General features: G+C 69.9%; 23 protein-coding genes. 19 read left to right on the forward strand and 4 right to left on the reverse strand.

The window, feature by feature from the left end:
• Nucleotides 1–6 precede the first annotated feature (6 nt).
• On the reverse strand, nucleotides 7–1,257 hold the full coding sequence (locus JOF40_RS08705; RefSeq protein WP_246152912.1) for an isochorismate synthase: 1,251 nt from the start codon (nucleotides 1,255–1,257) through the stop codon (nucleotides 7–9).
• A 68-nt stretch (nucleotides 1,258–1,325) separates the two neighbouring features.
• Between JOF40_RS08705 and JOF40_RS08710 the strand changes: the two genes are divergently transcribed.
• The 16 genes from JOF40_RS08710 (at nucleotide 1,326) to JOF40_RS08785 (ending at nucleotide 19,090) form a co-directional block, all read left to right on the forward strand.
• Complete coding sequence (locus JOF40_RS08710) at nucleotides 1,326–2,078, forward strand: demethylmenaquinone methyltransferase (RefSeq protein ID WP_209674471.1); 753 nt, start codon at nucleotides 1,326–1,328, stop codon at nucleotides 2,076–2,078.
• Between the two features lie 144 nt (nucleotides 2,079–2,222).
• Nucleotides 2,223–2,582, forward strand: a complete 360-nt coding sequence (locus tag JOF40_RS08715; RefSeq protein ID WP_119702611.1) for an NADH-quinone oxidoreductase subunit A — start codon at nucleotides 2,223–2,225, stop codon at nucleotides 2,580–2,582.
• Nucleotides 2,582–3,136: a NuoB/complex I 20 kDa subunit family protein gene (locus tag JOF40_RS08720; protein WP_056605838.1), complete on the forward strand. Its 555-nt coding sequence runs from the start codon at nucleotides 2,582–2,584 to the stop codon at nucleotides 3,134–3,136. The genes JOF40_RS08715 and JOF40_RS08720 overlap by 1 nt, the downstream gene beginning before the upstream one ends.
• Before the next feature lie 13 nt (nucleotides 3,137–3,149).
• Nucleotides 3,150–3,899 (forward strand): NADH-quinone oxidoreductase subunit C, encoded by a 750-nt coding sequence (locus JOF40_RS08725; RefSeq protein ID WP_129185508.1) that lies wholly within the window; start codon nucleotides 3,150–3,152, stop codon nucleotides 3,897–3,899.
• Nucleotides 3,896–5,239, forward strand: coding sequence for an NADH-quinone oxidoreductase subunit D (locus tag JOF40_RS08730; protein ID WP_129185509.1), 1,344 nt, complete (start codon nucleotides 3,896–3,898; stop codon nucleotides 5,237–5,239). Before JOF40_RS08725 ends, JOF40_RS08730 begins: the two co-directional genes overlap by 4 nt.
• 124 nt (nucleotides 5,240–5,363) lie before the next feature.
• Entirely contained in the window at nucleotides 5,364–6,146 is a 783-nt protein-coding gene (gene nuoE / locus JOF40_RS08735) for an NADH-quinone oxidoreductase subunit NuoE (RefSeq protein WP_129185510.1), read from the forward strand.
• 164 nt (nucleotides 6,147–6,310) lie between these two features.
• The gene (gene nuoF, locus JOF40_RS08740) at nucleotides 6,311–7,654 is read left to right on the forward strand and encodes an NADH-quinone oxidoreductase subunit NuoF (protein WP_129185511.1); all 1,344 of its coding nucleotides are present in this window, start codon (nucleotides 6,311–6,313) and stop codon (nucleotides 7,652–7,654) included.
• Entirely contained in the window at nucleotides 7,654–10,074 is a 2,421-nt protein-coding gene (locus JOF40_RS08745; protein WP_129185815.1) for an NADH-quinone oxidoreductase subunit G, read from the forward strand. The genes nuoF and JOF40_RS08745 overlap by 1 nt, the downstream gene beginning before the upstream one ends.
• Entirely contained in the window at nucleotides 10,067–11,314 is a 1,248-nt protein-coding gene (nuoH, locus tag JOF40_RS08750; RefSeq protein WP_129185512.1) for an NADH-quinone oxidoreductase subunit NuoH, read from the forward strand. Before JOF40_RS08745 ends, nuoH begins: the two co-directional genes overlap by 8 nt.
• Nucleotides 11,311–11,910 carry an NADH-quinone oxidoreductase subunit NuoI gene (gene nuoI, locus JOF40_RS08755; RefSeq protein WP_129185513.1) on the forward strand — a complete coding sequence of 200 codons (600 nt, stop codon included), beginning with the start codon at nucleotides 11,311–11,313 and terminating at the stop codon, nucleotides 11,908–11,910. Before nuoH ends, nuoI begins: the two co-directional genes overlap by 4 nt.
• Complete coding sequence (locus JOF40_RS08760; RefSeq protein WP_129185514.1) at nucleotides 11,907–12,686, forward strand: NADH-quinone oxidoreductase subunit J; 780 nt, start codon at nucleotides 11,907–11,909, stop codon at nucleotides 12,684–12,686. Before nuoI ends, JOF40_RS08760 begins: the two co-directional genes overlap by 4 nt.
• Nucleotides 12,687–12,706: 20 nt before the next feature.
• Nucleotides 12,707–12,976 (forward strand): NADH-quinone oxidoreductase subunit NuoK, encoded by a 270-nt coding sequence (nuoK, locus tag JOF40_RS08765; protein WP_245343497.1) that lies wholly within the window; start codon nucleotides 12,707–12,709, stop codon nucleotides 12,974–12,976.
• A 13-nt stretch (nucleotides 12,977–12,989) separates the two neighbouring features.
• A complete protein-coding gene (nuoL, locus tag JOF40_RS08770; RefSeq protein WP_129185516.1) occupies nucleotides 12,990–14,882 on the forward strand; it encodes an NADH-quinone oxidoreductase subunit L in 1,893 nt (630 codons plus the stop codon).
• The gene (locus JOF40_RS08775) at nucleotides 14,879–16,432 is read left to right on the forward strand and encodes an NADH-quinone oxidoreductase subunit M (protein ID WP_129185517.1); all 1,554 of its coding nucleotides are present in this window, start codon (nucleotides 14,879–14,881) and stop codon (nucleotides 16,430–16,432) included. The genes nuoL and JOF40_RS08775 overlap by 4 nt, the downstream gene beginning before the upstream one ends.
• On the forward strand, nucleotides 16,429–18,066 hold the full coding sequence (gene nuoN / locus JOF40_RS08780) for an NADH-quinone oxidoreductase subunit NuoN (RefSeq protein ID WP_129185518.1): 1,638 nt from the start codon (nucleotides 16,429–16,431) through the stop codon (nucleotides 18,064–18,066). The genes JOF40_RS08775 and nuoN overlap by 4 nt, the downstream gene beginning before the upstream one ends.
• Before the next feature lie 34 nt (nucleotides 18,067–18,100).
• Nucleotides 18,101–19,090 carry a polyprenyl synthetase family protein gene (locus JOF40_RS08785; protein WP_129185519.1) on the forward strand — a complete coding sequence of 330 codons (990 nt, stop codon included), beginning with the start codon at nucleotides 18,101–18,103 and terminating at the stop codon, nucleotides 19,088–19,090.
• 132 nt (nucleotides 19,091–19,222) lie between these two features.
• Here the strand turns inward: JOF40_RS08785 and JOF40_RS08790 are convergent, their stop codons facing one another.
• Entirely contained in the window at nucleotides 19,223–21,244 is a 2,022-nt protein-coding gene (locus tag JOF40_RS08790) for a right-handed parallel beta-helix repeat-containing protein (RefSeq protein WP_129185520.1), read from the reverse strand.
• Nucleotides 21,241–22,503 carry a glycosyltransferase gene (locus JOF40_RS08795; protein WP_129185521.1) on the reverse strand — a complete coding sequence of 421 codons (1,263 nt, stop codon included), beginning with the start codon at nucleotides 22,501–22,503 and terminating at the stop codon, nucleotides 21,241–21,243. The genes JOF40_RS08790 and JOF40_RS08795 overlap by 4 nt, the downstream gene beginning before the upstream one ends.
• A 113-nt stretch (nucleotides 22,504–22,616) precedes the next feature.
• Here JOF40_RS08795 and JOF40_RS08800 point away from each other — a divergent pair, with 113 nt between their 5' ends.
• Entirely contained in the window at nucleotides 22,617–23,630 is a 1,014-nt protein-coding gene (locus tag JOF40_RS08800; RefSeq protein WP_129185522.1) for a right-handed parallel beta-helix repeat-containing protein, read from the forward strand.
• A 13-nt stretch (nucleotides 23,631–23,643) separates the two neighbouring features.
• Here JOF40_RS08800 and rarD read toward each other — a convergent pair whose 3' ends face one another.
• Nucleotides 23,644–24,552 (reverse strand): EamA family transporter RarD, encoded by a 909-nt coding sequence (gene rarD / locus JOF40_RS08805; protein ID WP_209674473.1) that lies wholly within the window; start codon nucleotides 24,550–24,552, stop codon nucleotides 23,644–23,646.
• A 44-nt stretch (nucleotides 24,553–24,596) separates the two neighbouring features.
• Between rarD and JOF40_RS08810 the strand changes: the two genes are divergently transcribed.
• Entirely contained in the window at nucleotides 24,597–25,190 is a 594-nt protein-coding gene (locus JOF40_RS08810) for a class I SAM-dependent methyltransferase (RefSeq protein WP_129185523.1), read from the forward strand.
• Between the two features lie 173 nt (nucleotides 25,191–25,363).
• Nucleotides 25,364–26,197 carry an SDR family oxidoreductase gene (locus tag JOF40_RS08815; protein WP_129185524.1) on the forward strand — a complete coding sequence of 278 codons (834 nt, stop codon included), beginning with the start codon at nucleotides 25,364–25,366 and terminating at the stop codon, nucleotides 26,195–26,197.
• Nucleotides 26,198–26,269 lie beyond the last annotated feature (72 nt).

Here is a 26,269-nt window from a genome sequence, read left to right on the forward strand (position 1 = left end):
TCAGCGTCAGCTGAGTGCTTCGCGCACGGGGACGAGCTTGGCGTCGGACTCGGCGAGCTCGTCGGCGGGCACGGAGTCGGCGACGATGCCGCACCCCGCGAACAGCCGCACGGTGCGCCCGTCGTCGCCGACCTGGGCCGAGCGCAGGCCGATGCCCCACTCGCCGTCGCCGCGGGCATCGATCCATCCCACGGGGCCGGCGTAGCGTCCGCGGTCGAGCTGCTCGAGCTCGGCGATGAGCCGGACCGCCTCGGCCGTGGGGGTGCCGCCGACCGCCGCCGACGGGTGCAGCGACGCCGCCAGCGTGAGCGCGCTGGCACCGTCCTTCATGACGCCGGTGACGTCGGTCGCCAGGTGCATGACGTTGGGCAGGTGCAGCACGAACGGGGTCTCGGGCACGAACATGTTGGTGCAGTGCGGAGCGAGGGCATCGGCCACCGACCGCACGGCGTACTCGTGCTCCTCGAGGTCCTTGCTCGACCGGGCGAGCGACCCGGCGAGGGCGAGGTCGTGGGTGTCGTCGCCGGTGCGGCGGATCGTCCCGGCCAGCACCCGCGACGTGACGAGTCCGCGTTCGAGGCGCACCAGCATCTCGGGGGTCGACCCGAAGAAGCCGTCGACGTGGAACGTCCAGCAGCTGGGGTAGTCGGCAGCGAGACGGGCCAGGGGAGCGCGGACGTCGAGGGGCTCGTCGAGGGTGGCGACGAGGTCGCGCGCCAGCACGACCTTGTCGAGCGCATCGGCCTCGATGCGGGTCACGGCCTCGGCGACCAGCTGCTGCCACGCCTGGCTGTCGACCGGCCCGTCGGCGAACGTGGCACCCGAGGGCTGGCGCGGGGGAGCCCCGGCCACGAGGGCAGGCACAGCGCCGATGCCGGTGCCGATGACGGTGATCCACGTGACGCCGTCGCGTCGACCGACCACGACCTCGGGCACGACCAGGACGCTGCCCTCGGCGTCGTCGGCGAAGGTGAACGAGCCGAAGGCGACCAGACCCGAGCCCGGTGTGCCCACCTCGTCGCGGACGACGGCGCGCGCCGACAGGTCGCGCCACCAGGCGGCCGCGTCGGCGAAGCGGGAGGCACCCGCGGTGTGCAGCTCGGCGGCCCGGCCCCAGCCCACGAGTCCGTCGCCGCCGTGGACCCACGCGTAGGCGTCATCGGGTGGCAGGAGCGACAGCAGCGCACCGGGGTCGGCGACCGGTGCAGAACGGACCACGAGGGGTCCGCTGCGGGGGTCGACGGCGGGGTGGCTCACAACACTTGAGCCTACTCGCGGGGTCCCGCGGACGCTCAGGATGTGTCGAGACAGACACCCGCCGCGGCATGCGATCGACTCGGCCTGAGGGGGCGGCCGCATCGCCGTGGCCGTACGATTCAGCGGTGAGCAGAGCCGGTCTGGACAAGCAGCCCCACGACGTCGCGAAGATGTTCGACGGCGTGGCCGAGAAGTACGACCTGACCAACGACGTCCTGTCGATGGGGCAGGACCGCCGCTGGCGGCGACGGGTCGTCGACCTCGTGGCGCCCATGCCCGGTGAGGTCATCCTCGACCTCGCGGCCGGCACCGGCACGTCCAGCCAGCCCTTCGCCGATGCCGGCGCGACCGTCGTCCCGTGCGACTTCTCGATCGGCATGCTCGAGGTCGGCAAGCGCGACCGGCCCGACCTGCCGTTCACGGCCGGCGACGGCATGCGGCTGCCGTTCGGCGACGACACGTTCGACGCCGTGACGATCTCGTTCGGCCTGCGCAACATCGTCGACCCGATCGAGGGCCTGCGCGAGCTGCTGCGCGTCACGCGTCCGGGCGGTCGCATCGTCGTGTGCGAGTTCAGCACGCCGACGTGGGGCCCGTTCGACGCGGTCTACACCAACTACCTGATGCGCGCGCTGCCCCCGGTGGCCCGGGCCGTGTCGTCCAACCCCGAGTCGTACGTCTACCTGGCCGAGTCGATCCGCGCCTGGCCCGACCAGAAGGGCCTCGCGCTGCGCATGGTCGAGGCCGGTTGGGGACGTGTCGAGTGGCACAACCTCTCGGCCGGCATCGTCGCGCTGCACCACTCGGTCAAGCCGTCGTAGACGACAGGCTGTACTTAGTGTGACCTAAGTTACATCCCGAATTCGGCGGGCGTAGGGTGAGACCGCGATCACGTTGTGAAGCAATTCACAAGCACACGATCGCGCTGGATCCACGCTTCGGTCGCACAAGACCCGGGAGGTGCCGTGACGGACTACACGCCGATCCTCGTGCTCGGAGGTCTGGCCGCGCTGTTCGCGATCGGCTCCGTGGCCATCGCCCCGCTGACCGGACCCAAGCGCTACAACCGCGCCAAGCTCGACCGCTACGAGTCGGGCATCGAGCCGAGCCCCCTGCCCGAGGGCGGCGGACGCATCCCGGTCAAGTACTTCTTCACGGCCATGATGTTCATCGTCTTCGACATCGAGATCGTGTTCCTGTACCCCTTCGCGGTGGCCTTCGACCAGATGTCCTGGTTCGCGGTCTTCGCGATGATGCTGTTCCTCGTCAACGTCACGATCGCCTACGCCTACGAGTGGCGCCGCGGCGGAATGGAGTGGACCTGATGGGTCTTGAGGAAAAACTGCCCAGCGGTGTCCTGCTGTCCACGGTCGAGGGACTGGCCGGCTACATGCGCAAGGCCTCGTTCTGGCCCGCGACGTTCGGGCTGGCCTGCTGCGCGATCGAGATGATGACGTTCGGCGCTCCGCGCTTCGACTCCGCGCGCTTCGGCATGGAGGTCTTCCGCCCGTCGCCGCGCCAGGCCGACCTGATGATCGTCGCGGGCCGCGTCAGCAACAAGATGGCCCCCGTCGTGCGCCAGATCTACGACCAGATGGCCGGACCCAAGTACGTCCTCGCGATGGGTGTCTGCGCCAGCTCGGGCGGCATGTTCAACAACTACGCGATCGTGCAGGGCGTCGACCACGTCGTCCCCGTCGACATGTACCTGCCGGGCTGCCCGCCGCGGCCCGAGATGCTGATCGACGCGATCCTCAAGCTGCACGACCAGATCCAGCACACCAAGCTCGGCTCGAACCGTCTGGCCGAGATCAAGGAGGACGAGCGGACGGCGCTGCTGGCCACTCCGACCTCGGCCATGAAGGGGCTCATGCGATGACGGGTGAGCAGCCATGACCGATCCCAAGGGCGATCGCGACGCGCGCGACGCAGGCACCGAGACGCAGGACGTCTCGCACGAGTCGCACGACAACCTCGTGCGAGCCGACGTCACCCAGCTCGAGGTCGTCGAGATCCGCGAGGGGGCCTTCGGTGCTCACGGCACGGGCGACACCAGCGGCTTCGGCGGACTGACCCGCCCCGTCGTCATGCCCGGACCGAGCCAGCGTCCCTTCGGCGGCTGGTTCGACGAGGTCGCCGACCGGTTCGCGGGCGGCCCGGGGCTGGACGGCGCGATCGAGAAGATCGTCGTCGACCGCGGCGAGATCACCTTCTACGTCCGCCGGCAGCTGCTGCTGGAGGCCGTGACCCACCTGCGCAACGATCCCGTGCTGCGCTTCGAGTTCTGCTCCAGCGTGAGCGGTGTCGACTTCCCTCACGAGACCGGCCGCGAGCTGCACGTCGTCTACCACCTGCTGTCGATGACCCACAACCGTCGCATCCGCGTCGAGACCACGACGCCCGACGACGACCGGCACGTGCCCAGCGTCGTCCCGATCTACCCGACGGCCGACTGGCAGGAACGGGAGGCGTGGGACATGTTCGGCATCATCTTCGACGGTCACCCCGCGCTCACGCGCATCCTCATGCCGGACGACTGGCCCGGCCACCCCCAGAGGAAGGATTACCCCTTGGGTGGCATCCCGGTCGAGTACAAGGGCGGCACGATCCCGCCCCCGGACCAGCGCAGGAGCTACTCATGACTCAACAGAGCTCGACGATGGGCAGCGATCCCTACGCCGGCACCACCGACTCGTCCGAGGGGCCGGTCTTCACCGTCACTGGCCAGGACTGGGACACGATCGACGTCTCCGACCTGCAGGGCGACCGCCTCGTCATCAACATGGGTCCGCAGCACCCGTCGACGCACGGCGTGCTGCGGCTCGTGCTCGAGATCGACGGCGAGACCGTTCGCGACGCGCGCGCCGGCATCGGCTACCTGCACACCGGCATCGAGAAGAACATGGAGTTCCGCACCTGGACGCAGGGCGTGACGTTCTGCACCCGGATGGACTACGTTGCCCCGTTCTCCAACGAGGCCGCCTACGTCATGGCGGTCGAGAAGCTGCTCGGCATCGAGGCACCCGAGAAGGCGCAGGCCATGCGGGTGCTGCTGCTCGAGCTGAACCGCATCTCGTCGCACCTCGTGTGCCTGGCCACGGGCGGCATGGAGATCGGTGCCCTCACCGTCATGACCTGCGGCTTCCGCGACCGTGAGCTGATCCTCGACCTGTTCGAGATGATCACGGGCCTGCGTATGAACCACGCCTTCTTCCGTCCCGGCGGCGTCGCCCAGGACCTGCCCGAGGGCGCGATCGAGAAGATCCGTTCCACCGTCACGCTGCTCAAGAAGCGCCTGCCCGAGTACGCCGCGCTGTGCAACGCCAACCCGATCTTCAAGGGGCGGCTCAAGGGCGTCGGGCACCTCGAGCTCGCCGGCTGCCTCGCGCTGGGCCTGACCGGGCCCGTCCTGCGGTCGACCGGCTACGACTGGGACCTCCGCAAGAAGCAGCCCTACTGGGGCTACGACACGTACGACTTCGAGGTCGTCACCCGCGACGAGCCCGACGCCTACGGACGGTTCCGGGTGCGGCTCGACGAGATGTGGGAGTCCATCAAGATCGTCGAGCAGGCCACCGAGCGGCTCGCCGGCATGGAGGGCCAGCCCGTCATGGTCGCCGACAAGAAGATCGCCTGGCCCGCGCAGCTGAGCGTCGGTGCCGACGGCCAGGGCAACTCCGCCGAGCACATCAAGCACATCATGGGCGAGTCGATGGAAGCGCTGATCCACCACTTCAAGATCGTCACCGAGGGCTTCAGGGTGCCGGCCGGCCAGGCCTACGGGGCCGTCGAGGCACCGCGTGGCGAGATCGGCTGCCACCTGGTCTCCGACGGCGGCACGCGTCCGTACCGGGCGCACTTCCGCGATCCGTCGTTCGTCAACCTGCAGGGCACGTCGGTCATGAGCGAGGGCGGCATGATCTCCGACGTCATCGTCGCCGTGGCCAGCATCGACCCGGTCATGGGCGGTGTCGATCGGTGAGCCTTCAGTCGCTGCGCTCCCTCGGCTCGCCGATCGCCGGACGACTTCGTCGTCCCCGCGCTCCGCGCGGCCGCTACCCTCGCTTCGCTCGGGCCGTGGTTGCGTCCGGATGGGATGGTTCTCGATGACGCTTTCTGACACCACCAAGGCCGAGCTCGTCGAGCTGGGGTCTCGGTATCCGGAGGCTCGTTCGGCTCTGTTGCCGATGCTGCACCTGGTGCAGTCGGTCGAGGGCAACGTCACGAACGAGGGCATCGAGGTGTGTGCCGACATCCTCGGCATCACGGCGGCCGAGGTGTCGGGCGTCGCGACGTTCTACACGATGTACAAGCGTCGGCCGATGGGTCGCCACCACGTCGGCGTGTGCACCAACACGCTGTGCGCCGTCATGGGCGGCGACCTGATCTTCGAGCGGCTCAAGGGTCACCTCGACGTCGGCAACGACGAGACGACCGACGACGGTGCCGTGACCCTCGAGCACATCGAGTGCAACGCGGCCTGCGACTTCGCGCCCGTCATGACGGTCAACTGGGAGTTCTTCGACAACCAGACGCCTGAGTCGGCGATCGAGGTCGTCGACCGGCTGCGCGCCGGAGAGACGGTGCAGGCCACCCGCGGCGCGACGATCACGAGCTGGCGCGAGGCCGAGCGGGTCATCGCGGGCTTCGAGGACGGACTGGTCGACGAAGGCCCCACCGCGGCCGGAGCGTCGCTCGCCGGCTTCGAGATCGCCCAGGAACGTGGCTGGGCGGCTCCCGCGTTCGGGGCTTCGACGGCCGCGGACGGCGAGGGCGCCGCCGACACCAAGCTCGAGGCCGAGCAGCAGGCCGACACCACGCGCGCCGGCACCGAGACGCTGATCGAGGAGTCTCCGGCGGACACGGCAGAAGAGGGAAACGATGACTGACCTGCTCGTCCCGACGGTCCACCGATCTTTCGGCCTTTCAGCAGCTCCGACGGCCGAAACGCAGAAAGCTCCGTCCCTGGCGGCGTCGCAGGGGACCGATGTCTCTGCCTTTGCGTCGCCAGGGCAGCCGCAACGCAGAAAGATCGGTCCACACGGAGGCAACGATGACTGATCTGCTGACCCCCGTCCTCACCGCCGACTGGGGCACCGACCGTGCCTGGACGCTGGCCGAGTACCGCAAGACGGGTGGCTACGAGGCGCTCGAGAAGGCCCTGAAGATGGCTCCCGCCGAGGTCGTCGAGCTGGTCAAGGAGTCGGGCCTGCGCGGCCGCGGCGGTGCAGGCTTCCCGACCGGGATGAAGTGGGGCTTCATCCCCCAGGACAACCCGAAACCGAAGTACCTGGTCGTCAACGCCGACGAGTCCGAGCCCGGCACGTGCAAGGACATCCCCTTCATGATGGCGACGCCGCACACCCTCATCGAGGGCGTCATCATCGCGGCGCACGCGATCGGTGCCCAGCAGGCGTTCATCTACGTCCGCGGCGAGGTGCTGCACGTCATCCGTCGCCTGCGCGCCGCGTGCCGCGAGGCGTACGAGGCCGGCTACCTCGGTGACGGCCTGAACGGCAAGGGCATCCTCGACAGCGGCATCAGCATCGATCTCGTGATCCACGCCGGGGCCGGTGCCTACATCTGCGGCGAGGAGACGGCGCTGCTCGACTCGCTCGAGGGACGTCGCGGCCAACCGCGCCTGCGTCCGCCGTTCCCGGCCGTCGAGGGTCTCTACGCCAGCCCGACCGTCATCAACAACGTCGAGTCGATCGCCTCGGTGCCCTCGATCGTCCGCGGCGGCCACGAGTGGTTCGCCTCGATGGGCACCGAGAAGTCCAAGGGCTACGTCATCTACTCGCTGTCGGGGCACGTCAAGAAGCCCGGGCAGTACGAGGCCCCGCTGGGCATCACCCTGCGCCAGCTGATCGACCTCGGCGGCGGCATGCGCGAGGGAGCTGCGCTCAAGTTCTGGACGCCCGGCGGGTCGTCCACTCCGCTGCTGACCGCGGAGCACCTCGACATGCCGCTCGACTACGAGTCGGTCGGCGCGGCCGGCTCGATGCTCGGCACCCGTGCGCTGCAGATCTTCGACCAGACGACCTCGGTCGTGCGGGCCGTGCTGCGCTGGACCGAGTTCTACAAGCACGAGTCGTGCGGCAAGTGCACCCCGTGCCGTGAGGGGACGTGGTGGCTCGTGCAGACCCTGCAGCGCCTCGACGCCGGCGAGGGCAAGGAGGGCGACATCGAGCTGCTCGTCGACCTCTGCGAGAACATCCTCGGACGCTCGTTCTGCGCCCTGGGCGACGGTGCCACGAGCCCCATCACGTCGGCGATCCAGCACTTCCGCGAGGAGTTCGAGGCCGGCATGCACACGCCGTCGAGCGAGCTCTTCCCGCCCGCGGCGTCGATGCTGTTCACCGACCGCTCCTTGAGCCTGTCGAAAGGACGTGCGTGATGACCGTGCAGGACGTTTCGACCAGGTCAACGGGCGACGTGCCCGTCGAGCTCGTCACGCTGACGATCGACGACGTCGAGGTCAGCGTGCCGAAGGGCACCCTGGTCATCCGCGCCGCCGAGCTCGTCGGCACCGAGATCCCGCGATTCTGCGACCACCCGCTGCTCGACCCCGTCGGGGCGTGCCGCCAGTGCCTCGTCGAGATCACCGATGCCGGCAACGGTCGCGGCTTCCCGAAGCCGCAGGCCTCGTGCACGATCGAGGTCGCCGCGGGCATGGTCGTCAAGACCCAGGTCACGTCGCCCGTCGCCGAGAAGGCGCAACGCGGCAACATGGAGTTCCTGCTCATCAACCACCCGCTCGACTGCCCCGTGTGCGACAAGGGCGGCGAGTGCCCCCTGCAGAACCAGGCCATGACGCACGGCCAGGGCGAGTCACGGTTCACCGAGACCAAGCGGACGTTCCCCAAGCCGATCAAGGTCTCCGAGCAGGTGCTGCTCGACCGCGAGCGCTGCGTGCTGTGCGCCCGGTGCACGCGTTTCTCCGAGCAGATCGCCGGCGACCCGTTCATCGCGCTGATCGAGCGCGGTGCCCACCAGCAGGTCGGCATCTACGAGGAGGAGCCGTTCAGCTCGTACTTCTCGGGCAACACGATCCAGATCTGCCCCGTGGGCGCGCTGACCAGCGCCGACTACCGCTTCCGCTCCAGACCGTTCGACCTCGTGTCGGCACCGTCGATCGCCGAGCACGACGCGAGCGGCTCGGCCATCCGGGTCGACCACCGTCGCGGCAAGGTCATGCGCCGGCTCGCCGGTGACGACCCCGAGGTCAACGAGGAGTGGATCACCGACAAGGACCGGTTCGGCTTCGCATGGGCCACGCAGGGCGATCGTCTGACGACGCCGCTCGTGCGCAACTCCGCGACGGGTGAGCTCGAGGTCGCCTCGTGGCCCGCGGCCCTCGCGGTCGCCGGTCGCGGGCTCGCCGCCGCAGGTGGCAAGGTCGGCGTGCTCACGGGCGGACGACTGACCGCCGAGGACGCCTTCGCGTACGCGAAGTTCGCCCGCACCGTGCTGCGCACCAACGACGTCGACTTCCGCGCCCGGGCGCACTCGGCCGAGGAAGCCGCCTTCTTGGCCTCGCACGTCGCCGCCACCTCGCTCGACGTGACCTTCACCGATCTCGAGAGCGCATCCGTGGTGGTGCTGGTGGGCTTCGAGCCCGAGGACGAGAACGGCAGCATCTTCCTGCGCCTGCGCAAGGGCGCGAAGACCCGCGGCGTCCGGGTCGTGGCGATCGCCAGCCACGCGACGCGCGGGCTCCGCAAGATGTCGGGCGAGCTGGTGCCCACCGTGCCGGGCGACGAGCCCGCCGCGCTGGCAGGTCTCGACCTGCCCGCCGGCGCGATCATCCTGGCGGGTGAACGCCTGGCAGCCGTGCCAGGTGGCTTCAGCGCGGCGCTCGCCGCGGCAGACGCCTCGGGTGCCCGTCTGGTGTGGGTTCCGCGACGCGCCGGAGACCGCGGAGCCGTCGAGGCCGGATGCCTGCCGACACTGCTGCCCGGCGGACGCCCGCTGGCCGATGCCGAGGCACGCGCCGACCTGGCCGCCGCCTGGGGAGTCAAGACGATCCCCGCCACCAAGGGTCGCGACACGTCCGCGATGCTCGCCGCCACATCGTCCGGGACGCTCAAGGCTCTGCTGGTCGGTGGCGTCGAGATCGACGACCTGCCCGATCCTGCGGCCGCCCGCGCGGGCCTCGAGGCCGCGGAGTTCGTCGTGAGCCTCGAGGTGCGGCACAGCGCCGTCACCGCCCTGGCCGACGTCGTGCTGCCGATCGCTCCGGCCGTCGAGAAGCCCGGCACGTTCGTCAACTGGGAGGGCCGCGTCCGCACGTTCGACGCCGTCCTGCACCAGCCCGCCTCGCTGACCGACATCCGCGTGCTGGCCGGCATCGCCGAGGAGATGGGGCAGTCGCTGGGCTTCCGCACCGTCGCCGCGGCGCGCCGCGCTATGGCCGAGCTCGGCCCCTGGGATGGTGCGCGGGCCGAGGCCCCCGCGGTCGCGGCGAAGGGCCTTTCGACAGGCTCACGGGGCAAGAAGGGGACGGTCGTGCTCGACTCCTGGCGACTGATGGTCGACGACGGACGCGGTCAGGACGGCCAGGCGCAGTACAAGGCCACGGCCCGCCCGGCGGTGCTCCGCGCGAGCGCGGCGACGCTGGGTGCGTTCGGCATCGACCCCGGCGGCCCGGCCTCGATCTCGACGACGGCGGGCAGCGCGACGTTCTTCACGGAGGTCGCCGACCTGCCCGACGGAGTCGTGTGGGCACCGGCCAACTCCGGGGTGAGCCTGCGGGCCACGCTCGGGGCGGGCTTCGGCGACCGCGTCACGCTGACGGCGGGAGCCGACCATGAGTGATCTGTTCGGGAACGAGCCGTTCTGGGTCGTCGCGCTCAAGGCGCTGCTGATCTTCGTCTTCCTGCTGCTCTATACGCTGTTCAACATCTGGTTCGAGCGGCGCGTCGTGGCCAAGATGCAGCACCGCATCGGCCCCAACGTCAACGGTCCGTTCGGCCTGCTGCAGAGCCTCGCCGACGGCGTCAAGCTGGCGCTCAAGGAGGACATCGTCGTCAAGGCGGCCGACAAGGCCGTCTACATCCTCGCGCCGATCCTGGCCGTCATCCCGTCGTTCCTGGCGTGGGCGGTCATCCCATTCGGCCCCGAGGTGCGCATCCCGTTCACCGACACCGTCACCCCGTTGCAGCTGACCGACCTGCCGGTCGCGGTGCTCTACGTCCTGGCCGTCACGTCGATCGGCGTCTACGGCATCGTGCTGGCGGGCTGGGCGTCCGGCTCGATCTACGCGCTGCTCGGCGGCCTGCGCTCCAGCGCCCAGGTCATCTCCTACGAGGTGGCGATGGGCCTGTCGTTCGTGTCGGTGTTCATGTACGCCGGCTCGATGTCGACGTCCGAGATCGTCGCCGCGCAGAGCGACATGTGGTACTTCATCCCGCTGTTCCCCTCGTTCGTCATCTACTGCATCGCGATGGTCGGCGAGACCAACCGTGCGCCGTTCGACCTCCCCGAGGCCGAGGGCGAGCTGGTCGGCGGGTTCCACACCGAGTACTCGTCGCTCAAGTTCGCGCTGTTCTTCCTGGCCGAGTACATCAACATGGTGACGGTGTCGGCGCTCGCGACGACCCTGTTCCTGGGCGGCTGGCGCGCCCCGTTCGGCATCGGGCAGATCAACGACGGCTACTTCAACACCGGCTACTGGCCCGTGCTGTGGTTCTTCGGCAAGACGCTCGCGTTCATCTTCATGTTCGTCTGGCTGCGCGGCACGCTGCCCCGCATGCGGTACGACCAGTTCATGACCTTCGGCTGGAAGATCCTGATCCCGATCTCCCTGGTCTGGATCGTCGCGGTCGCGTTCATCCGCAAGGCCAAGAGCGAGGACATGCTCGACCAAGGCGTCATCGTGCCCGTCGCGATCGTGTTCGGGGTGCTCGCCCTGCTGACCTTCCTCATCCCCGAGAAGAAGCAGGAGCCCGAGCCGGACGAGGTCGAGTTCGACGCCTTCGCCGGCGGCTACCCCGTCCCTCCGATGCCCGGCCAGCGCGCCGAGCACACCACCGACACCAGCGAGGTGAACTCATGACGAACCCGGTCAAGGAGACGCTCTGGGACCCCATCGCCGGCTTCGGCGTGACGTTCCGGACGATGTTCCGCAAGCCCGTCACCGAGCAGTACCCGTTCACCAAGGTGCCGACCGCGCCGCGCTTCCACGGCCGCCACCAGCTCAACCGCTGGCCCGACGGCCTCGAGAAGTGCATCGGCTGCGAGCTGTGCGCGTGGGCCTGCCCGGCCGATGCGATCTACGTCGAGGGCGCGTCCAACATCGACGACGCCGACGGCTCCGGGCGCTTCAGCCCGGGGGAGCGGTACGGCCGCGTCTACCAGATCAACTACCTGCGCTGCATCCTGTGCGGGCTGTGCATCGAGGCGTGCCCGACGCGTGCGCTGACCATGACCAACGAGTACGAGCTGGCCAACGACAACCGCGCCGACCTCATCTGGGAGAAGGGCGACCTGCTCGCCCCGCTGCTGCCGGGCATGGTCGAGCCGCCGCACGAGATGATGATCAGCGACGACCACCACGACTACTACCGCGGCAAGCAGCTGCCCATCGTCGCGGTGTCGGCGGGTTCGCCAGCCTCAACGGGCGAGACGACGGGCGTGGGGGGCGAGGAGTGACGACCTTCTGGATCCTCGCGCCGATCATGGTGATCGCCGCGCTGGGACTCATCTTCGCCCGCAAGGCCGTGCACGCGGCGCTCGCGCTGGCCGTCGTCATGATCAGCCTCGCCGTCCTCTACGCCGCGCAGGGCGCACCCTTCCTGTTCGCGGTGCAGATCATCGTCTACACCGGCGCGATCATGATGCTGTTCCTGTTCGTCCTGATGCTCGTGGGCGTCGACACCTCGGAGTCGCTGCGCGAGACGATCGGCGGCCAGCGGCTCGCCGCGACCGCGGTCGGCCTGTCGTTCGGCATCGTCATGGTGACGGTCGTGGGCCAGGGCGTGTCATCCTCGGTCGTGGGGCTCAAGGACGCCAATGCCGGCGGCAACGTCGAGGGCCTCGCCGCCTTGATGTTCGGGCCCTACATCCTCGCGGTGCAGTTCACCGCGGCGCTGCTCATCACGGCGGTGCTCGGGGCCATGGTCATGGCGCACCACGAGAGCCTCGTGCCGAGGCGGACGCAGGCCGATCTGGCCCGTCAGCGCATGCGCGACTATGCCGAGTCGGGCGTCCACCCCGGCAACGCGCCCACCCCCGGCGTCTTCGCGCGGCACAACGCCGTCGACACCCCGGCCCTGCTGCCCGATGGCAGCCCGCTGGAGGCGTCGATTTCCGACAGCATCATCGGACGCGGGCAGGTGCGCGACGGCTACGACGAGGCGGTCGAGGAGATGACGCAGCAGCTCGAGGCGTCCGACGGCGAGCGCGACGAGGACGGTGACGGCAAGTGAACGAGTACATCACCCTGTCGATGATCCTGTTCACGATCGGAGCCGTCGGCGTCCTCGTGCGGCGCAACGCGATCATCGTGTTCATGTGCGTCGAGCTGATGCTCAACGCCACCAACCTGGCGTTCGTGAGCTTCTCGCGCCAGCACGGCAACCTCGACGGCCAGCTCGCCGCCTTCTTCGTGATGGTCGTGGCCGCCGCCGAGGTCGTCATCGGCCTGTCCATCATCATCTCCATCTACCGCGCGCGACGGACGACCTCGGTCGACGACGCGAGCCTGCTGAAGTCCTAGGAGCGCCGAGACCGTGTTCGATCTTCAGTGGCTGCTCATCGCCATTCCCCTCGCCTCCGGTGCCCTGCTGCTCATCTGGGGCAAGGAGTCCGACCGTTTCGGCCACCTCATCGGCACCGCGGCGTCCGCGGCCTCGTTCGTGCTCGGCGTGGTGCTGTTCGTCGCCCTGCTGGGTGACGCCGCCGACGACCGGTCGCACGCCACGTCGCTGTTCACCTGGATCGACGCCGGCACGTTCCACGTCGAGATGAGCTTCGTGTACGACCAGCTGTCGGCGCTGTTCGTCCTGCTCATCACGGGCGTCGGCACGCTGATCCACGTCTACTCGATCGGCTACATGGAGCACGACGAGCGGCGACGCCGGTTCTTCGCGTTCCTCAACCTGTTCATCGCCGCGATGCTGACGCTGGTGCTGGCCGGCGACTACCTCGTGCTGTTCCTCGGCTGGGAGGGCGTCGGCCTGGCCTCGTACCTGCTGATCGGCTTCTGGCAGCACAAGCCCAGCGCCGCTGCTGCCGCCAAGAAGGCCTTCGTCGTCAACCGGGTCGGCGACATCGGCATGGCCCTGGCGATCATGCTGATGTTCGCCCAGTTCGGCACCTCGGCGATCGCGGCGGTCAACGCCGCAGCGCCCGGTGCCACCGACGCCGTCACGACCTCACTGGGCCTGCTGCTCCTGCTCGGCGCGTGCGGCAAGTCGGCGCAGGTGCCCCTGCAGAGCTGGCTGCTCGACGCGATGGAGGGCCCCACCCCGGTGTCGGCCCTGATCCACGCGGCCACGATGGTCACCGCCGGCGTCTACCTCGTGGTGCGCAGCAACGCGATCTTCGACGCCTCCGAGGTGGCCCGCACCGCGGTCATGATCGTCGGTCTCGTGACGCTGCTCGCGGGTGCCTGGATCGGTTGCGCGAAGGACGACATCAAGAAGGCGCTGGCCGGCTCGACGATGAGCCAGATCGGCTACATGATGCTCGCCGCGGGACTCGGCCCCGCCGGCTACGCGTTCGCGATCTTCCACCTCATCACGCACGGCTTCTTCAAGGCCAACATGTTCCTCGGTGCCGGGTCGGTCATGCACGGCATGACTGGGCCCGACGGTGAGGGCGACGTCGACATGCGGCACTACGGCGGCTTGCGCACGATGATGCCGGTCACGTTCGCGACGTTCGCCCTCGGCTATCTAGCGATCATCGGCTTCCCGGGGTTCTCCGGCTTCTGGTCCAAGGACAAGATCATCGAGACCGCGTTCGGCGAGAACCTCTGGGTGGGGCTGGGTGCCCTGCTGGGTGCCGGCGTCACGGCGTTCTACATGACGCGCCTCATGATGATGACGTTCTTCGGCGAGCAGCGCTGGAAGGACGACATCCATCCGCATGAGTCCCCGAGGGTCATGACCTGGCCGCTCATCGCGCTCGGAGCGCTGTCGCTGCTGGGCGGCGTGCTGCTGATCGGCGACTGGATCGTCGAGTGGCTCGAGCCCGTCGTCGGCCACGGCGAGCACCACGAGCTGACGATCCCGGCCATCGCGTTGACCGTCATCATCACGCTCGTCGCCGCCTCGGGCGTCGCGCTGGGCTACATCACGTACGGCACGAGGCCCATCGCGGCCGAGACACCGGCCGACAGCTCGGTGTCGGTCCTCGCCCGCGTCGGCCGCCACGAGCTGTACGGCAACGAGATCAACGACGCCGTCGTCGTCCGTCCGACCCGTCACCTGACCCGCTTCCTGGTCTGGTTCGACGGCAAGGGCATCGACGGCTTCGTCACCGGCCTGGCCGACCGCCTCGGCGACACCTCGCAGTTCCTGCGCAAGCCGCAGACCGGCTTCGTCCGTTCCTATGCCCTCACGATGTTCGCTGGCGTGGCCATCGTCGTCCTGTGCCTCCTGGCGGTGACCCTCGCATGATCCTCTCGATCCTCGCCGCGACCCCGATCGTGGGCGCCCTCGTGCTCGCGCTGATGCCGCGCGGCGCGACCCACAGCTCTCACCTGCAGGCCAAGGCCGTCGCCCTCGGCGTCTCGCTCGTCACGCTGGTGCTGTCGCTGGTCGTGCTGGCCCGCTACGAGCCCACCCGGGGCGGCTACCAGCTCACCGAGGAGCACACCTGGATCCAGGCCTTCGGCGCCCACTACTCGATCGGCGTGAACGGCATCGCGATCACGCTGGTGCTGCTGACGACGATCCTGGTGCCGATCGTCGTCCTCGCCTCGTTCGACGACCGCCTGCCCGACCCGAAGGGCACCAACGCCTACTTCGCGTGGATGCTGGCCGTCGAGGGGCTCGCGCTCGGTGCCTTCATGGCCACGGACGCGTTCTTGTTCTACGTCCTGTTCGAGGCGACGCTGATCCCGCTGTACTTCCTGATCGGCAGCTTCGGCGGACCCGGTCGGTCGTACGCGGCGGTCAAGTTCCTGATCTACAACCTGGTCGGCGGCCTGCTGATGCTCGCCGCGATCGTCGGGCTGTACGTCGTCAGCTCACGCCAGGGCGATGCGTCCTACCTGCTGAGCGATCTCAAGAACCTCGACATGGGCCAGAACACCGAGCGCCTCCTGTTCCTCGGCTTCATGGCCGCGTTCGCGATCAAGGCACCGCTGTGGCCGCTGCACACGTGGCTGCCCGATGCCGCCAAGGAGGCGACGCCCGGCACGGCGGTGCTGATGGTCAGCGTCGTCGACAAGATCGGCACGTTCGGCATGATCACGTGGTGCCTCAACCTGTTCCCCGAGGCTGCCGACTGGGCGAGCCCCGTCATCATCACGCTCGCGGTCATCAGCATCGTCTACGGTGCCCTGCTCGCGATCGGGCAGGACGACATCCGCCGGCTCATCGCGTTCACCTCGGTGTCGCACTTCGGCTTCATCATCCTCGGCATCTTCGCGTTCACGTCGACGTCGATGGCCGGCTCGACGCTCTACATGTTCAACCACGGACTCTCGACCGCGGCGCTGTTCCTCGTCACCGGCATCATGGTGTCGCGGCGCGGATCGGCGAAGATCTCCGACTTCGGCGGCGTCCAGAAGATCGCGCCGATCCTGTCGGGCGTCCTGCTGCTCGCAGGCCTGTCGAGCCTCTCGCTGCCCGGCCTCGCGCCGTTCGTGTCGGAGTTCCTGGTGCTGGCCGGCACATTCACCGTGTCGATCCCGGCCGCGGCCGTCGCGACGCTCGGCATCGTCCTCGCGGCGCTCTACATCCTGATCATGTACCAGCGCACCATGACCGGTCCGCTGGCTCCCGGGGCCGAGGGCGTCACCGACCTGCAGCCGCGCGAGATCGCAGCACTGACCCCGGCGATCATGCTGATCATCGGGCTCGGCTTCTTCCCGCAGCCCGTGCTGAACGCGATCAACCCGGCCGTCGACACCGTCGTCAGCCACCTCGGCAAGAGCGATCCGGTGCCGAAGACGCCCACGCCGATCTCTGCGCAGACCACGGACGAAGGAGGCCACGAATGAGCACGCTCCTGTCGAGCACCTCGCTCGCGTCGGCCACCGACCTGCCGCCGATCCCCGCCGCCGACATCGAGTACTCGCTGATCGCGCCCCTGCTGATCATCGCCGGAGCCGCGATCGTGGGCGTGCTCGTCGAGGCGTTCTGGCCGCGGGCCACCCGCTTCACCGCCCAGGCGGTGCTGGCCTGCCTCGCGATCGTCGCGGCGCTGGCCGACACGGTCTGGGTCTACACCGATCTCGACCGCGTCGAGGCGAGCCTGCAGGCGCGCGGCCAGGTGGCCGCCGAGGGCGCGCTGTCGGTCGACGGCCCGGGCGTCTTCACATGGGGCATCCTGCTGGTGTTCGGGCTGCTCAGCATGCTGCTGTTCGCCGAGCGACGTCTCGAGGGCGGGCTGAGCCAGTTCACCGGACGCGCTGCCGACGCACCCGGCTCGGCCGCCGAGGCCGACGCCGTCCGTCGTCGCCTCGAGCACAGCGAGGTGTTCCCGCTCGCGCTGTTCGCGCTGGTCGGCATGATGCTGTTCGCGACCGCCAACGACCTGCTGACGATGTTCGTCGCGCTCGAGGTGCTGAGCCTGCCGCTCTACATCCTGTGCGGGCTCGCCCGACGTCGCCGGCTGCTGAGCCAGGAGGCGGCGCTCAAGTACTTCCTGCTCGGGGCGTTCTCGTCGGTGTTCTTCCTGTACGGCGTCGCGCTGGCCTACGGCTACTCCGGCAGCTTCGAGCTGTCGGCGATCGACACCGCCGTCACCAACCGCACCGGCAGCGAGACGATGCTCCTCGCGGCGACCGCGCTGATGGCGGTGGGCCTGCTGTTCAAGATCGGTGCCGCGCCGTTCCACACCTGGACGCCCGACGTCTACCAGGGCGCGCCGACCCCCGTCACGGCATTCATGGCCGCCGGCACCAAGGCGGCGGCGTTCCTCGCCCTGCTGCGGGTCTTCTACGTCGCCTTCGGTGGTTCGCAGTGGGACTGGCGGCCGACGATCGTGGCGATCGCGATCATCACGATGTTCCTGGGCGCCGTCGTCTCGATCTCGCAGACCGACGTCAAGCGGATGCTCGCGTACTCGTCGATCGCCCACGCGGGCTTCCTGCTGGTCGGCTTCGTCGGCGTCTACGCGGGCGTCGCCGGGTCGGACCGCGTCACGTCCGTCTCGAGCGTCCTGTTCTACCTCGCGGTCTACGGCCTGTCGTCGATCGGCGCGTTCGCGGTCGTGACGCTCGTGCGCGACTCCGGCGGCGAGACGACCCACCTGTCGAAGTGGGCCGGACTCGGTCGGACGTCACCGCTGCTCGCCGGTGCGTTCGCGATTTTCATGCTGTCGTTCGCTGGCATCCCGCTGACGGGCGGCTTCATCGGCAAGTGGGGCGTCTTCAGCGCCGCATACTCCGGCGGGTTCTGGTGGCTCGTGGTCGTCGGCGTGCTGGTCAGCGCCCTCGCGGCGTACTTCTACGTGCGGGTCATCGTGCTGATGTTCTTCACCGACCCGGTCGGCGACGGCCCGACGGTTGCCGTCCCCAGCCTGCTGACTACCGTGGTGATCGTCGTCGCTGTGGTGGGTACGGTCGGACTCGGTATCATTCCGGGACCGGTGCTGGATCTCGCACAGCATGCGGGCGCGTTCGTGCGCTGAACCACTTGCGAGTTCCACCGGCTAGGAGATCTGCGTGTCCACTCTGGGTGTCTCGTTCACCGACGCAGCCCTCGAGGCGCGGGTGTCCGCCGGGGTCGACGAGGTCGAACGGCAGCTCGTGGCGGCCGTCGACAGCCCGTCGCGGCTCGTCGCCGAGGCCGCGGCGCACCTGCTCAACGCCGGCGGCAAGCGGTTCCGGCCCCTGCTGGTCATGCTGGCCGCGGAGTTCGGCGATCCCAGCCGTCCAGAGGTGGCCAACTCAGCCGTCGTGGTCGAGCTGACCCACCTCGCGACGCTGTACCACGACGACGTCATGGACGAGGCCGACATCCGCCGCGGGGCGCCCAGCGCCAACTCGCGCTGGGGCAACTCGGTCGCGATCCTGGTCGGCGACTTCCTGTTCGCGCAGGCGTCCGACCTGGTCTCCGACCTCGGCCCCGATGCCGTCCGTATCCAGGCCCGCACGTTCTCACGCCTCGTGCAGGGACAGATCCGCGAGACGATCGGACCCGACGAGACCGAGGACGCCCTCGCGCACTACCTCGGGGTGGTCGCCGACAAGACCGGCTCGCTGATCGCGACGGCCGCCCGGTTCGGTGCCATGATGGCCGGCGCGAGCGACGACGTCCAGGAGACGCTCACCGAGTTCGGCGAGCGCATCGGTGCGGCGTTCCAGCTGGCCGATGACGTCATCGACGTCGCCAGCGAGACGGGCGATTCGGGCAAGACGCCCGGCACCGACCTGCGCGAGGGCGTCCCCACCCTGCCGACGCTCATCGCGCTGCGCTCCACCGACGACGCCAGCGCGCGGCTGCGCGAGCTGCTGTCGAAGCCGCTGACCGACGACGCCGAGCACGCCGAGGCGCTCGCGCTGCTGCGCGTCCACCCGGCGATCGCCGAGGCGCGGTCGTACGTGCAGGCCGAGGCCGACGCGGCCGGCGTCCTGCTGGCCAAGCTGCCCGACTCCCCGGCGCGCGCGGCCCTGCAGGAGCTCTGCGACACCGTCGCGACCCGCCTCGGCTAAAGCGCGCGGCTGATCCGCTGGGGGCACCTCCCGCTTGCGGGGGAGTGGTGCGGACTGGACGATCTGGGACGGCGTGTCTGTCCACTGCGCAGCACTCGGGGCCCGGAATGCACCACTCGCGAGGCAGTCGGGCTACGCCTGCGTGCGCTGTTCGTGTTGCCTGAGCCAGCGCTCCACGACGGCGACCGGCACCTGCAGGGTGCGGGCGACGTGGATGGGCGACTTGCCGCCCTGCAGCACGGCGTGGATCGCGAGGTCCTCGGCCGAGGCGAACTGCCCCATCGCCCCGCGGGTGACGAGGCGGTCGGTGCGGGTGACCTCCTCGGGGGGTGGGGGCGGGGGCGGGATGGTCGCGGGCCTCGTCTCGACAGGTGCCGTGGCTGACGCGGCGGCCGGTGCGAGGACGGGGTCGAGGACGATCGCGGGGGCGACGGGCGTCCCGCGGCGGCGCGCCTTCGCCATCGCGATGACGGTCTCCTCGGTCAGCCGTCGGAGATCGCGGTGCATGCGATGGCGACGCAGGATGAACGTGACGCCGATCGCCGGTACCAGCAGGATCGCGACCCACAGCGGGGCGAATGGGTTGTGCTCGACCCACTCCAGGACGCGGTGCGTCGTCCGCCATCCGGTGGTGGTGTTGTCGGCGACCGTCACTGTGCCGGACGCCTCGGGCACCGCGAAGGCGTCGGGTCCCTCGCCGACCACGGTGTTGCCGCGGATCGTGCCGGCAGCCCTCGCGCCGGCAACGGAGACCGCGATGCCTCGTCCGACGGTGATCTCGTTGTCGACGACCTCGACCTGTGAGGAGGTCACGTCGACGCCCGAGGTCGTGCCCACGAGCGTGCTGCGGCGGAGGACGACGCCGCGCGCGCCGTCGTCGACCTGCACGACGGGTCCCCGCCCCGAGGTCAGCGAGCTGTCGCGCACCACGGTGCTGGTCGAGCGTCCGACGAGGCGCAGTGGTCGCCGGTCCTGCGTGACCGTCAGCCCGTCGAGCGCGACCTCGTCGGTGCCCGAGACCTGCACGCCGCCGGAGGCGTTGCCGCTGACGGTCGTGCGCGACACCGTCAGCCCCGTCGCGCTGTCCACCCCGTAGCCGAGTGCGTTGGGGCCGCTCGCGCGCGGGCGGCCGTCGATCGTGATCCCGTAGCCGGCACTGCCGGTCAGGCGGGCGTCGACGATCCGCAGCTTGCTGCTGTGGTCGTGGGCCCGCAGTCCGTTGAGGCCCGCGCCGTCGACCGTGACGGCCGTGAGCCGCGCCCCCGTCGACCGGTCGAGCTCGATGCCGTCCCGGTCGGTGCCCGTGATGGACGTGCGGGCGACCGACACGCCCTTGGTGCCGTAGAGGTACAGGCCGATGTGGTCGTCGGCGATCCGGCTGTCGCGGACGCGCGCCCGGCCGGGGTCGAATGTCGTGCCGGTCACGGCCGTGCCGCCGGTACGTCCGCTCCAGAACCCCAGGTGGGTGAGCACCGTGTCGCGGAGGTCGAGCCGTCCCGAGTGGGCCCGCAGGTAGCCGCGACCGTCCGTGACGTCGGTGTCGCCCGTGCCGGCCACGGTGTCCCAGCCCTCGACCGTCAAGGGCTTGCTCGTCGATCCCCGCAGCGACAGGGAGCCGCCCCACGCGACGATGCTCGCGAACGAGTCGTCGGCACCGCCGAGGCGCAGGGTCAGGCCGGGGCGGTGGATCTCCAGCCTGGCACCCGTGCGGACGACGACCGACTGGTCGAGCGTGACGACCGACGGGCTCGTGCGCGTCGCGGCACCCAGCGTCACGAGGTCGTCCAGGCCGTAGGCACCACCCACGTCGCGGCGGTCGAGCACGACCGTCCGCACCCCGCCGCTCGTGCTGGTGCCGAGCGAGACGGCCTTCCAGATGCGGGCGTCCTCGTCCTCCACCAGCTGCGCCTGCGCGATGTCGCCCGCGGCAGGTGCGGATGCGTCGGGCAGTGCCCTCGCCGACGGTGCGGCCGCGGCAGGACGGTCTGGGCGGTTCGGGGCGTCATCGGTCCGGTCGGCACCGAGGGCGATGCCGACGACCGCCGCGGCGATCAGCACGGCGACTCCGGCGAATGCCGCGATGCGCCGTCGGCGGCTCACGGTCGTGCCGCGCTCCTCGTCGGTCAGGCCGGGCGACGGCAACTCGTCGCTCATCGGGCCACCTCGGGAGTCGTGTCGGGAACGGTGACGCTCTTCTCGCTCTGCCCCTCGCCGCCGATCGAGTCGTCGGTGCGGGTCAGCCAGCCCTGCTTGTTCATCGTCACGAGCGCGTAGACCTTGATCGGCAGGGCGATGAACGCGACGACGACGCTGACCAGAGGCAGGAGCCAGATGTCCTGGGGGCGGCGCCGCAGGTGCGACAGGCTGCGGATGCCCCGGCCGATCATGAGCCATGAGCAGGCCAGGCCGAGCGTCGCCCCAGGGTGCTCGCTGCGCAGCGACAGCACGACGTAGGTCATGGCGACGGCCATCGTGACGGGGGTGAAGAGGATCTGCATGACGGTCAGCTGCGAGATGAACGGGACCCGGAAGATCCAGCCGTTGCGGATCGCCGTGAGGTAGCAGCGGTACGAGTTGCGACTCCACCGGATGCGCTGCTTGACGAAGGCGCGGAACGTGTCGGGGAACATCGACAGGGCGCGGGCGCTGTCCTGGTGGCCGACGCGGTAGCCCTGTGACAGCACGAGCCACGTGAGCCGGCCGTCGTCGCCGGCGATGCACTCGCGTCCCAGGAAGATCTCGTGCTCGAGGTCGGCGATACGGGGCAGCACGACGCTGGACCGGTAGGCGGCGGTGCGTCCCGAGGCGCAGATGACGCCGCCGAACCGTCCCATCGCCGGGGCGTAGTCGCAGTAGCGGAGGTCGATGATCCAGTCGGCCACGCGACGCCAGATGCTGGTGGAGGGACGGTAGACGTTCTGGCGGGTGCTGACCGCCCCGATCGCGGGATCGGCGAACGGCATCTGCACCGCCGCGAGGAGTCCCTCGTCCCACGCGGTGTCGGAGTCGACGAGCACGACGAGCTCGGTGTCGACCATGCGCATCCCGACGCCCAGCGCGGACCGCTTGCCGCGGTGCTGGAACATGACGGCCTCGACGGTGGGGTCACCCAGGGCCTCGATGCGGCGCTGGGCCTCGGTGTCGGCGACGTCGAGCACGATCAGGATGCGGTCGGGTGCCTGGTGCCGCCACGTCGCCAGGCACCGCATCAGCACGTCGGGATCCTCGTGGAACGACGGGACGACGACCGAGACGGAGGTCTCGAACTCGTTGACGGTCGGCCGGCTCGTCGCCGACAGCACCTTGCGCAGCAGCCACACGCCCCAGGAGATCGCACCGAACAGGCCGAACGGCACGAGCCACGTCAGCGAGGACGGCAGCGCCGAGGCGTCGACCGACCACGAGGGTGTCATCGCGCGTCCTGACGGGGTTGGGGGGCGTCCGTCGCCCCCACGACGCTGGAATGCCGCCGAGATCCCCGTGTCCCGACTGCACCTGACATCGTAGGTGTGGGAGGGTTCACCCCGTGTCGGCGAGGTGGCGTCAGATGGTGCGGGGCGGCGTCGGCGTGCTCGGTCTGCTCGGCGTGCTGCTGCTCGCCTCCGGCTGCGGGGCCGGCGCCCCCGAGCGCGGCTCGCTGCCGGGATGCCCCGACGGTGAGCTCGTCAGCGGGGCATCGCAGCTGGTCGACCGGCTCGCGTCGGCCGCCCCCGGCGACGTCCTGCTGCTGCGGCCGGGGACGTACGAAGGGCACTTCGTGATCGACCGGTCCGGGTCGGCCACGGCCCCCGTCGTCCTGTGCGGGGGACGCGATGCGGTGCTCGACGGCGGGTCGACGGCGGACGGCTACGCACTGCACCTCGAGGGGGCCGACCACTGGCGGGTCACGGGAGTCACGGTGAGGGGCGCCGCCAAGGGCATCGTGCTCGACGGCTCGTCCGACAACGAGATCGTCGGCGTGGCGGTCGAGCGGACAGGCGAGGAGGGGGTGCACCTGCGCCGTCACAGCAGCCGCAACATCGTGCGCGACAGCACCGTCACCGGCACGGGGCTGGCCCGCCGCGACATCGGCGAGGGCATCTACGTCGGCTCGGCCGAGGGCAGCTGGTGCCGGCTCACCTCGTGCGAGCCCGATCGCAGCGACGGCAACCGGGTGGTCGGCAACCGGGTGTCGGAGACGTCGGCCGAGCCGATCGACGTCAAGGAGGGGACGACCGGCGGGCTGCTGAGCGGAAACCACCTCGACGGCACGGGCAGCGACGCGGACTCGCTGATCGACGTCAAGGGCAACGGGTGGACGGTCGAGGGCACGATCGGCGCGGGGTCGTCCGGCGACGGTGCCGCGGTCTACCGCATCCTCGACGGCTGGGGGCAGGGCAACGTCTTTCGCGGCAACCGGTTCGAGGTGCCCGCGTCGGGATGGGCCGTGCAGATCGTCGGTCCGGCACGGTCGCAGGGCAACCTCGTCGACTGCACCAACGTCGCGGCGGTCTCCGGCCGGCCGGAGACCGCACGGGTGACCCCCGGCGGGTGTCGCTGAGCCGCGGCGGCGGTCAGATCGCGGCGGCCTCCGCCGTCCGCCTCAGCAACCGGCGACGGTGGACGATCGCATCGGCCGTGAAGACGACCAGCGCGAGCCACACGAGCATGAAGCCGGCCCAGCGGGCGGCGGTCATGTCCTCGCCGAAGATCGTCAGGCCCACGATGAACTGGATGATCGGGCCGAGGTACTGCAGCAGTCCGATCGTGGTCAGCGACAGGCGTGTCGCGGCGGCCCCGAACAGGAGCAGGGGGATCGCCGTCACGATGCCCGTGCCGACCAGGAGAGCCATGTTGGCGGGTCCGTCGTGCCCGAACGTGAGGCTGCCGCGCAGCTGCAGCACCACGAGGAACGTCAGGGCGACGGGGAAGAGGATCGCCGTCTCCATGCCGAGCCCCTCGAACGCGCCGAGGTCGGCCTTCTTCTTCAAGAAGCCGTAGGTCGCGAACGAGAACGCCACCATCAGCGCGATCCAGGGGAGCCGGCCGTAGTCGATCGTCAGGACGACGACGGCCGACCCGCCGACCGCGATCGCGGTCCACTGCACGGGGCGCAGCGTCTCCTTGAGGACGAAGACGCCGAGCAGCACCGTCACGAGCGGGTTGATGAAGTAGCCCAGCGAGGTCTCGATGACGTGTCCGTTGGTGACGCCGTAGATGAACCCGCCCCAGTTGAGGGCGATCGTGACCGAGGCCGCCGTGAGGATCAGCATCAGCCGGCGGTCGCGGGCGATGGCCCGGAACTGGGCCCACCGGCCCATCGCGGTGATCGCCACGAGCACGAACACCATCGACCAGACGAAGCGGTGGGCGAGCACCTCGAGCGCGCCGGCCGGCTCGAGCAGCGGCCAGTAGAGCGGGAAGAACCCCCAGCACAGGTAGGCGCTGACGCCGAAGGCCACGCCGCGGCGGGAGTCGTTCACCCGCCGAGCGTACGCCGCGGGGAGGCCTGGTGGACGATGGGGCGATGACCGACATCCCCCGCTGGTTCACCGACACCAAGGACGGCCACTCGCAGTGGTACGTCGACCGGTTCCGCACGCTGGCCGCGGAGGGTGCCGATCTCGCGGGGGAGGCCCGGCTCGTCGACGCGATCGTCGCTCCCGGCTCGCGCGTCCTCGACGCGGGATGCGGACCGGGACGGCTCGGGGCCGTGCTGCACGACCGGGGGCACACCGTCGTCGGGGTCGACGCCGATCCCGTGCTGATCGCCGCCGCGACCGAGGACCACCCGGGTCCGCGGTGGCTCGTCGGCGACCTCAGCACGCTCGACCTCACCGCCGACGAGGAGCCGTTCGACCTGGCGGTCGTCGCCGGCAACGTCATGGTGTTCGTGGCGCCCGGCACCGAGGTGGCCGTGCTGCGGTCGCTGGCCCGGCACGTCCGTCCCGGGGGCCGCGTCGTGCTGGGGTTCGCGACCGACCGCGAGCTCTCGCTCGCCGACTTCGACGCCGCGGTGGAGGGCGCTGGACTCGTGCTCGAGCAACGCTTCGCGACCTGGGACCTCGTCCCGGTCGACGACGCCTCCGACTTCGCGGTGACGTTCCTGCGCGTCCCCTGATCCGGAGCGTCCCCGGGGACGTCATCACCGACGCTGCGACCCAGGTACCGACGTGATGACGTCCGACCGTCCGACCGGGGACGTCATCATGGCGGTGGCCATCCAGGTACTGACGTGATGACGTCCTGGCTTCGAGTTGCGCTGGAGTGCGCTCCAGGTCGTAGCGTCGATGCATGACTGACAACGCCTCCAAGACCTGGTTCATCACCGGCACGTCGCGCGGCTTCGGCCGCGAGTGGACGATCGCCGCCCTCGAGCGTGGCGACCGAGTCGCCGCGACGGCCCGCAACACCGACTCCCTCGACGACCTCGTGGAGCGGTTCGGCGACGCGATCCTGCCGATCGCCCTCGACGTCAACGACCGAGCTGCCGACGTCGCGGCCGTCCAGAAGGCGCACGACCACTTCGGCCGGCTCGACGTCGTCGTCAACAACGCCGGCTACGGCCACTTCGGGTTCATCGAGGAGATCACCGAGGACGAGGCCCGGGCGCAGATCGAGACCAACCTGTTCGGCGCGCTCTGGGTCACGCAGGCGGCGCTGCCGTTCCTGCGCGAGCAGGGCTCGGGCCACATCATCCAGGTGTCGTCGATCGGCGGCATCTCGGCGTTCCCGCTGGTGGGCATCTACCACGCCTCCAAGTGGGGCCTCGAGGGCTTCTCCCAGGCGCTCGCGCAGGAGGTCGCCGACTTCGGCATCCACGTGACCCTCGTCGAGCCCGGTGGCTTCTCGACCGACTGGAGCGGCGACTCGGCGTCGCGTTCCGAGGAGAACCCCGCGTACGCCGACGTCCGTCGCAGGACGATGGAGCAGCGCAGCTCGCGCAACGCCACCCCCGGCGATCCGCACGCGTCCGCCGCCGCGATCCTCGACGTCGTCGACGCCGAGGTGCCGCCGCTGCGGGTCTTCTTCGGTACGGCCCCGCTCGGCATCGCCAAGGCCGACTACGCCAAGCGCCTGGAGACCTGGGAGCAGTGGAACCACGTCGCCGAGAAGGCACAGGGCTGACCCCTCCCCGAGGGTGGTGACCTTGTCGCCCGTCCTTCAGGCCATCGGCGACCTGGTCGTCCTTGCCGGGTC

This window comes from Aeromicrobium fastidiosum, from assembly GCF_017876595.1.
Taxonomy (GTDB): Bacteria; Actinomycetota; Actinomycetes; order Propionibacteriales; family Nocardioidaceae; genus Aeromicrobium; species Aeromicrobium fastidiosum.

Bases quoted from the DNA above. Each gene is read 5' to 3' on its own strand.
- JOF40_RS08710 (WP_209674471.1), top strand. From the start codon at position 1,326: ATGCGATCGACTCGGCCTGAGGGGGCGGCCGCATCGCCGTGGCCGTAC.
- JOF40_RS08720 (WP_056605838.1), top strand. From the start codon at position 2,582: ATGGGTCTTGAGGAAAAACTGCCCAGCGGTGTCCTGCTGTCCACGGTC.
- JOF40_RS08725 (WP_129185508.1), top strand. From the start codon at position 3,150: ATGACCGATCCCAAGGGCGATCGCGACGCGCGCGACGCAGGCACCGAG.
- JOF40_RS08730 (WP_129185509.1), top strand. From the start codon at position 3,896: ATGACTCAACAGAGCTCGACGATGGGCAGCGATCCCTACGCCGGCACC.
- nuoE (WP_129185510.1), top strand. From the start codon at position 5,364: ATGACGCTTTCTGACACCACCAAGGCCGAGCTCGTCGAGCTGGGGTCT.
- nuoF (WP_129185511.1), top strand. From the start codon at position 6,311: ATGACTGATCTGCTGACCCCCGTCCTCACCGCCGACTGGGGCACCGAC.
- JOF40_RS08745 (WP_129185815.1), top strand. From the start codon at position 7,654: ATGACCGTGCAGGACGTTTCGACCAGGTCAACGGGCGACGTGCCCGTC.
- nuoH (WP_129185512.1), top strand. From the start codon at position 10,067: ATGAGTGATCTGTTCGGGAACGAGCCGTTCTGGGTCGTCGCGCTCAAG.
- nuoI (WP_129185513.1), top strand. From the start codon at position 11,311: ATGACGAACCCGGTCAAGGAGACGCTCTGGGACCCCATCGCCGGCTTC.
- nuoK (WP_245343497.1), top strand. From the start codon at position 12,707: ATGATCCTGTTCACGATCGGAGCCGTCGGCGTCCTCGTGCGGCGCAAC.
- JOF40_RS08775 (WP_129185517.1), top strand. From the start codon at position 14,879: ATGATCCTCTCGATCCTCGCCGCGACCCCGATCGTGGGCGCCCTCGTG.
- nuoN (WP_129185518.1), top strand. From the start codon at position 16,429: ATGAGCACGCTCCTGTCGAGCACCTCGCTCGCGTCGGCCACCGACCTG.
- JOF40_RS08790 (WP_129185520.1), bottom strand. From the start codon at position 21,244: ATGAGCGACGAGTTGCCGTCGCCCGGCCTGACCGACGAGGAGCGCGGC.
- JOF40_RS08795 (WP_129185521.1), bottom strand. From the start codon at position 22,503: ATGACACCCTCGTGGTCGGTCGACGCCTCGGCGCTGCCGTCCTCGCTG.
- JOF40_RS08810 (WP_129185523.1), top strand. From the start codon at position 24,597: ATGACCGACATCCCCCGCTGGTTCACCGACACCAAGGACGGCCACTCG.
- JOF40_RS08815 (WP_129185524.1), top strand. From the start codon at position 25,364: ATGACTGACAACGCCTCCAAGACCTGGTTCATCACCGGCACGTCGCGC.